Below are 6,174 nucleotides of genomic sequence, written 5' to 3'. Positions count from 1 at the left end.
CAGCGCCCGCACATGATCCAGTTGTTGCAGTTGGAGTTACTAAATATTGTACCGTTCCCGCCGTTGCATTACTTGGATTGGTTAATGTCTGATTAATGGTTGATCCAGATCCGGCACTTGCTCCGGTAATACCTCCTGTAATAGTTCCTATAGTCCATGCAAAGCTACTAGAAATGCTAGATGTAAGAGTAATATTAGGACCTGTTCCGCTACAGATACTTGCAGTAGCAGAATTGGTAACAGCAGGTATTGGATTCACTGTTACCGTTGCGGTTATTGGAGTTCCGGTGCAACTGTTGGCTGTTGGCGTGATGGTGAAAGTCACGGTCACCGGAGCATTGGTTGTATTGGTCAGACTTCCGCTGATGTTTCCGCTACCGCTTGCCGCAATTCCAGTTACAGTTCCTGTATTATTTCTAGTCCAATTGAAAGTAGTTCCTGTAACATTTCCGGAAAGCACCATTGTTGTAATTGCACTAGCCGAACAAATTGTCTGTGAAGCCGGAGTTGCCACAGCATTAGGAGTTGGATTAGTTTGAATTATTTCCCTAGTTATGGTAGTAGTACAATTGTTAGCATCTTTAATTTGTACAGAATAATTGCCTGGTAATAAATTAGTAAGGTCTTGATTGTTTTGTTGCCCTGATGGAACAACCCCTCCGTTAGAAGCAGTCCAAAGATAAGTGTAAGAAGGTGTGCCTCCTGTAGGTGTTAAATCGATTGCTCCTGTAGCTGAACCACATTGTGATTGTGTTAAAGCAAACTCACCATTAACACCGGCATTGACAGTTATTGATGGTATTTTTCCACATTTTGGAGAAATATTGTTTGGGTCTAACGGGCAAGTCTCATTTGGACTGGAACTTGTCCATGCTTCCCAGATATTAGAAATTTTTATTATATCTCCACAGTTATATGTAACGTCACCAAAACTCAACGAAGTTATGGAATTAGGAGGAAGAGGACCGCCACAACCAGTTCTCACAGTTGAAGAAATCAATAGTCCAGTTGTTCCGCTATAAATTTCTAAATTTCCCCAGAATGCAAAAGAGGTTCTAGTTGAACCAGTAGTATTATTGATAGATAAAACCAATGTTCTAGTTATAGAAACTGCTGTTTCGCAGGAATTACAAATATCCCCACCTGATAGTTGAGCGGCAACAACTGATAAATCGCTAGAACTACAAGATGTGTTTGCAGGAGGAAATGATTGTCCAAAACCATTTGTTATACTAAGAAAAAATAGTAATAATATAAATAGAATGGTTTGTTTCAATTTTTGTAAAGGTAGATTTGTTTCCATATTCTAATTATTTAAATATTTGATAATAAGAAATATTGCAACTTTTGATTATAATTAAAAATTATTATCAAATTATGCTTGAATTACAGAATTTACCAAAAAAGTAGTAGGTCGTAAATAAGAAGAATTTATGATTCGTTTTGCTTAATGATAACTGATTTTTTTTTTAAGTTATAAGCTGTAGATTTTGGGGCAATCTAATAAATAAGAATCTTGTTTTTTGAAATTAAAAAAACATTAATTATAATCAATGAATTAAAATTAATTTTTAGAAAAAAATAATTTTATATCTATGTGTAGTATATGTTAGTTAAAAACAACATATAGGGATCAAAATATTTTTAGTTTTAAAATAGATGTTATTTCTCTTTTTTGAGAGAAAAAATATTTACTCATTAAAATATCTTTTAATTTTTCTTTGTGAAAAACTTATGAATAAATTTAAGAAGAATTAACGAGAATGATTTTTTTAGTCTGTAAGTAACCTAAAAAGTCGTTCAAATGTAATTTTAGTACAAATACAATAAGTAGTATTTTTTTTAATTCAATTAAAAAAGTAAACCCTCGAATGAAATTTCATTCGAGGGTTTACTAAAATATTTCAACAAGAGTTTTTTATATTATAGAGCTGTAATGATAAATTCGCTTCTACGATTCATTTGATGTTCTTCTTCGGTACATTTTATACCGTCAGCACATCTATTTACTAATTCATTTTCACCATAACCTTTACCAGTTAATCTATCTGGATTTACTCCATTTTTAACTAACCAACTGATAGTAGATTTTGCTCTTCTGTCTGATAAGGCTTCATTGTATTTGAAAGAAGCACGGCTATCAGTATGAGAACGGATATCTAATTTCATTTTAGGATATTGGTTTAAAACATCTAATATTTTTTCTAAATCTATCGCGGCTTCCGTTCTAATATTCGATTTGTCTAAGTCAAAATAAATCCTTTTAATACCAAAACATTTTCCTAAATCGTCACCTACTGTTACTTTACATTTGTCTTTTTCTAAAGCTATAGGAAGATTAGTTTTACCATTAGTTTTAGGAATTGTTATTTGTTTTTCATTGGTGTTATAATCTTCTTTTTGAGCTCTAACAGTATATAGTTTTCCACATTCTACCAGAAAGGTGTAATCTCCATTTAGATCACTATCAACATTTTTTAAGATATTCATTTTACTGTCAAACAGAGTTACTTTAGCATTAGAAAGAGCTATGTTTGAATCGATATCTGTGATTTTACCATATAATTCTTGTTCACAAATTAGTTTTCTTGTTTCTAAAAATTTATAGATATCATCATAGCCTTGCCCACCATCTCTATTAGAGGATAAGAATCCTTTTTTTGATTTACTGTCAATGATATAAGCAAAATCATCTTTAGGAGAATTGGCATCCATACCAATGTTTAATGCTTTATTTAAAGAACTATCCTCATTAATTTTAGACATAAATATATCTAATCCTCCCACACCAGGATGTCCGTCAGAGGCAAAGTAAAGTTCGTTTTCCTGACTAACAAAAGGGAATGTTTCCCTTCCTTCGGTATTTACACTTGGACCTAAATTTACAGGCGTACCAAAAGAACCATCGTCATTAATTTGTACCTTGAAAATATCAGATAAACCTAATGTTCCTGGCATATCAGAGGCAAAATACATTGTTTTCTCATCAGGACTTAGAGTAGGGTGGGCGGTACTGTAGCTATCGCTCGTAAAAGGCAGTGCTGTAATATCAATCCATTTTTCTCCTTCTAATGTTGCTTTGTATAATTTTACTAAGGTAATTCCGTTTTCATTTTTACCTTTTTTACCATCAATGTAATTGTTTCTGGTAAAATACACTGTTTTGCCATCTTTAGTAAAAACAGGAGTAGCTTCGTTGAATTTAGAATTTAATGATTTATTAAATTTAACAGGATTGCTGGGAGACATTTGCTCATCTAAATCGGCACTGTATAAATTTGTAAAATGTTGGTCAGTCCAAGTGTGCTTTCTTTGTCCTAAACTTCCAGTATCTCTAGCTGAAGTAAAAACGACTTTATTATTATATATAGTAGAACCATAATCAGAGTACTGTGAATTGATACCCGCATTTTCTATTTTGTACCTTCCTGAATTTGCTTTTATTTCATCCAGATAATTGCTGTTTTCTTTAAAAAGTTTAGCTCTACTATCATTGTTTGAAATTTTATCAAACTGTTCTAAGATTTGATCTGCTTTCTTGTTATCACCAATTGCACGAAGCGATTGTGCATAACGATAATAGTAAGTAGGTTCAATTACAGTATCAGGCATAGCGAAAAGTTCGGCATACCATTTTACAGCTTTATCTAACTCACCATTAAAATAATAGGCATTACCTAGTTTTTGAAACATAGGAGCCGATTTATATCCCTTCTCTGCAATTTTTTCATATGTTTTAATAGCATCAATATAAGCATAGTTGTCGTAATTTTTATCGGCATTAGCCAACTTCGCTTTTTGAGAATAAATGTTTAATGAAAAAACACTTACCATAGCTATGCAAAAGAGTATATTTTTTTTCATGATAATGATTTTTAGAAGAATCTTGGAGTTGTAATTTTATTATTGTTTTTGAAAATTTCATATCTCAAGAAAATTTCGTGTGAGCCTGAATTGTGGTATTTTAATTTGGTTGTTTCTAAATCATATCCATAACCAATATACATTGCTTCTGAAACTTGAAATCCAGCCATTGCGCTTGCAGAAGCACTCCAGCGATAGGCAAGCCCTACAGTAAATTTATCATTAAAAATAAAATTCCCAGACATATCAACTTGCAATGGAGCTCCTTGAACCATTTTTGTTAACAAAGCAGGTTTGAATTTAAGATTGTAATTTAAATCCATCACATAACCAGCAATTAAATAATAATTTATTTTTTCTTTGAATATAGCTACCTCATTATCATCGTATCGATTGGACTGTATAAAGTTAGGTATAGAAAAACCAACATAAGCATTATCAGAGTGAAGGTAGATACCCGCTCCAAGGTTAGGTGAAAACTTATTATTATAGTTTTGTGTTAATTTTGAATCGCCTTCTTGTTCGGGAGTTAATTTATTAATATCTAAATCAAATAAGTTAGCTGTAGCTTTTAAACCAAATGAAAGCTTTACGTTTTCAGAAGTAGGAATGGTGTATGATAAGTCTCCAGAAATAGTGTTTTCAGTTGTTGGACCAATTCTGTCATTGATAACTGATACTCCTAAACCTAATCTACTATTATTAAAAGGAGTGTTTATCGAAACAGCATTAGTTGTTGGTGCTCCGTTTAATCCAACCCATTGTGTGCGATGTAATGCAAAAATACTCATTGCTCCTCTCGATCCAGCATAGGCGGGATTTACATTTATTGTGTTGTACATGTATTGCGTAAATTGTGCGTCTTGTTGCGCATAGCTTAGCATTGCTGTAAACATCAAACTGATTAGTAATAGTCTTGTTTTCATTTGACTTGGTTTTATGACCAGAGGCTTTAGATAAAACCTCTGGTATTAGATTTGAGTTTTTTATTTAGAAAGATATAGGTATCCTTGTTCCTTTTTAGCTATAATTTCATTTTGTAAACCAACAGAGGTATAGTTTAAGATATAGAAATAAGTTCCTGTAGGTAATCCAGAAGATTTATCAACTGTAACTCTTCCTTCAGAGTATCCTTTAAATGCTTTATTTACGTTATCATATCCTTTGGTTTCAAAAACAAGTATTCCCCAACGGTTATAAATTTCAACTGAATTTTCTGGATAACAAAGAGTATCTTCAATATTGTCAATTTTAAATACTTCGTTTACTCCATCACCATTTGGAGTGAAAGCATTGTGAACAAAGATAGTTCCACATCCTAATACAAAACTTTGGTCAATTTTTAAATTGATTACATAACTTATAGGACATGCATTAGTTTCAATGTTGTATTGGAAGCTATAATTACCAGTAGCCACGTTGTTAGGGTCTAAAATACTTCCGTTCAAAGCGCCTGAATTGTTTACGTCTACCCAAGTTCCGTTTTCAGGAGCATCTTGTGGAAGGTAGCTTCTTAAGTCTACCGGAGTACCATTTACACTATTGATAAAATCTGGGACAGTAATTGTTGTAATATTCGGAACAATGTTTACGATTACTTTTTGAGTAGCCGTAGTAATGTTTCCATTTCCATCATTGAAAGTCCATGTGATCGTATGAGTTCCTTGTGTTGTATATGTCAAAGGATCATTAGTTGTTCCAGTGATTGTACCTCTACAATTGTCTGTTGTAGTTGGAGCAGTTGCCGTAGCATTACATTGTCCAATTATGTCTGCCAAAGTAGGAGCTATAGGAGCAGTTACATCTTTCACGATTACTTTTTGATTCGCTGTAGTTGTATTTCCATTTCCATCATTGAAAGTCCAGGTTACTACTGTTGTTCCTTGAGTTGTTATAGGGAATACAGTTGTAGTTGTTCCAGTGATTGTTCCTTTACAAACATCAGTTGTGGTTGGAGCTAGAGGAGTTCCGCTACATCCGTTGATTGTTACATCAGCTAAAGTAGGAGCTACAGGAGCAGTTACATCTTTCACAATTACTTTTTGATTCGCTGTAGTTGTATTTCCGTTTCCGTCATTGAAAGTCCATGTTACTACCGTTGTACCCTGAGTTGTAATAGGGAATACCGTCGTAGTTGTTCCAGTGATTGTTCCGGCACAAATATCAGTTGTAGTTGGAGCTACAGGAGTTCCGCTACATCCGTTGATTGTTACATCAGCTAAAGTAGGAGCTACAGGAGCAGTTACATCTTTCACAATTACTTTTTGATTCGCTGTAGTTGTATTTCCGTTTCCGTCATTGAAAGTCCAT

The 6,174-nt window shown here is 33.3% G+C and carries 4 protein-coding genes; all 4 read right to left on the bottom strand.

Translation table 11 applies throughout. The features are described 5' to 3' along the window. On the bottom strand, positions 1-1,303 hold a 1,303-nt coding region (locus GTZ96_RS17950; RefSeq protein WP_317168927.1), incomplete at its 3' end, for a PKD-like domain-containing protein. A 620-nt stretch (positions 1,304-1,923) separates the two neighbouring features. Beyond that, complete coding sequence (locus GTZ96_RS17945) at positions 1,924-3,864, bottom strand: OmpA family protein (protein WP_161645274.1); 1,941 nt, start codon at positions 3,862-3,864, stop codon at positions 1,924-1,926. Positions 3,865-3,875: 11 nt separating this feature from the next. Next, complete coding sequence (locus GTZ96_RS17940) at positions 3,876-4,790, bottom strand: PorP/SprF family type IX secretion system membrane protein (protein WP_161645273.1); 915 nt, start codon at positions 4,788-4,790, stop codon at positions 3,876-3,878. A gap of 60 nt (positions 4,791-4,850) precedes the next feature. Next, positions 4,851-6,174 (bottom strand): gliding motility-associated C-terminal domain-containing protein (locus GTZ96_RS17935; RefSeq protein WP_181033227.1); only part of this gene is annotated, 1,324 nt, incomplete at its 5' end.

It is taken from the genome of Flavobacterium undicola (assembly GCF_009909155.2).
Lineage (GTDB): Bacteria > Bacteroidota > Bacteroidia > Flavobacteriales > Flavobacteriaceae > Flavobacterium > Flavobacterium undicola.
Note: the sequence above shows the minus strand (reverse complement) of the source record. Positions and strands in the feature narration are given on the sequence as shown.

Excerpts from the sequence above, each read along its gene's own strand:
- GTZ96_RS17945 (WP_161645274.1), bottom strand. The coding sequence starts at position 3,864 with ATGAAAAAAAATATACTCTTTTGCATAGCTATGGTAAGTGTTTTTTCA.
- GTZ96_RS17940 (WP_161645273.1), bottom strand. The coding sequence starts at position 4,790 with ATGAAAACAAGACTATTACTAATCAGTTTGATGTTTACAGCAATGCTA.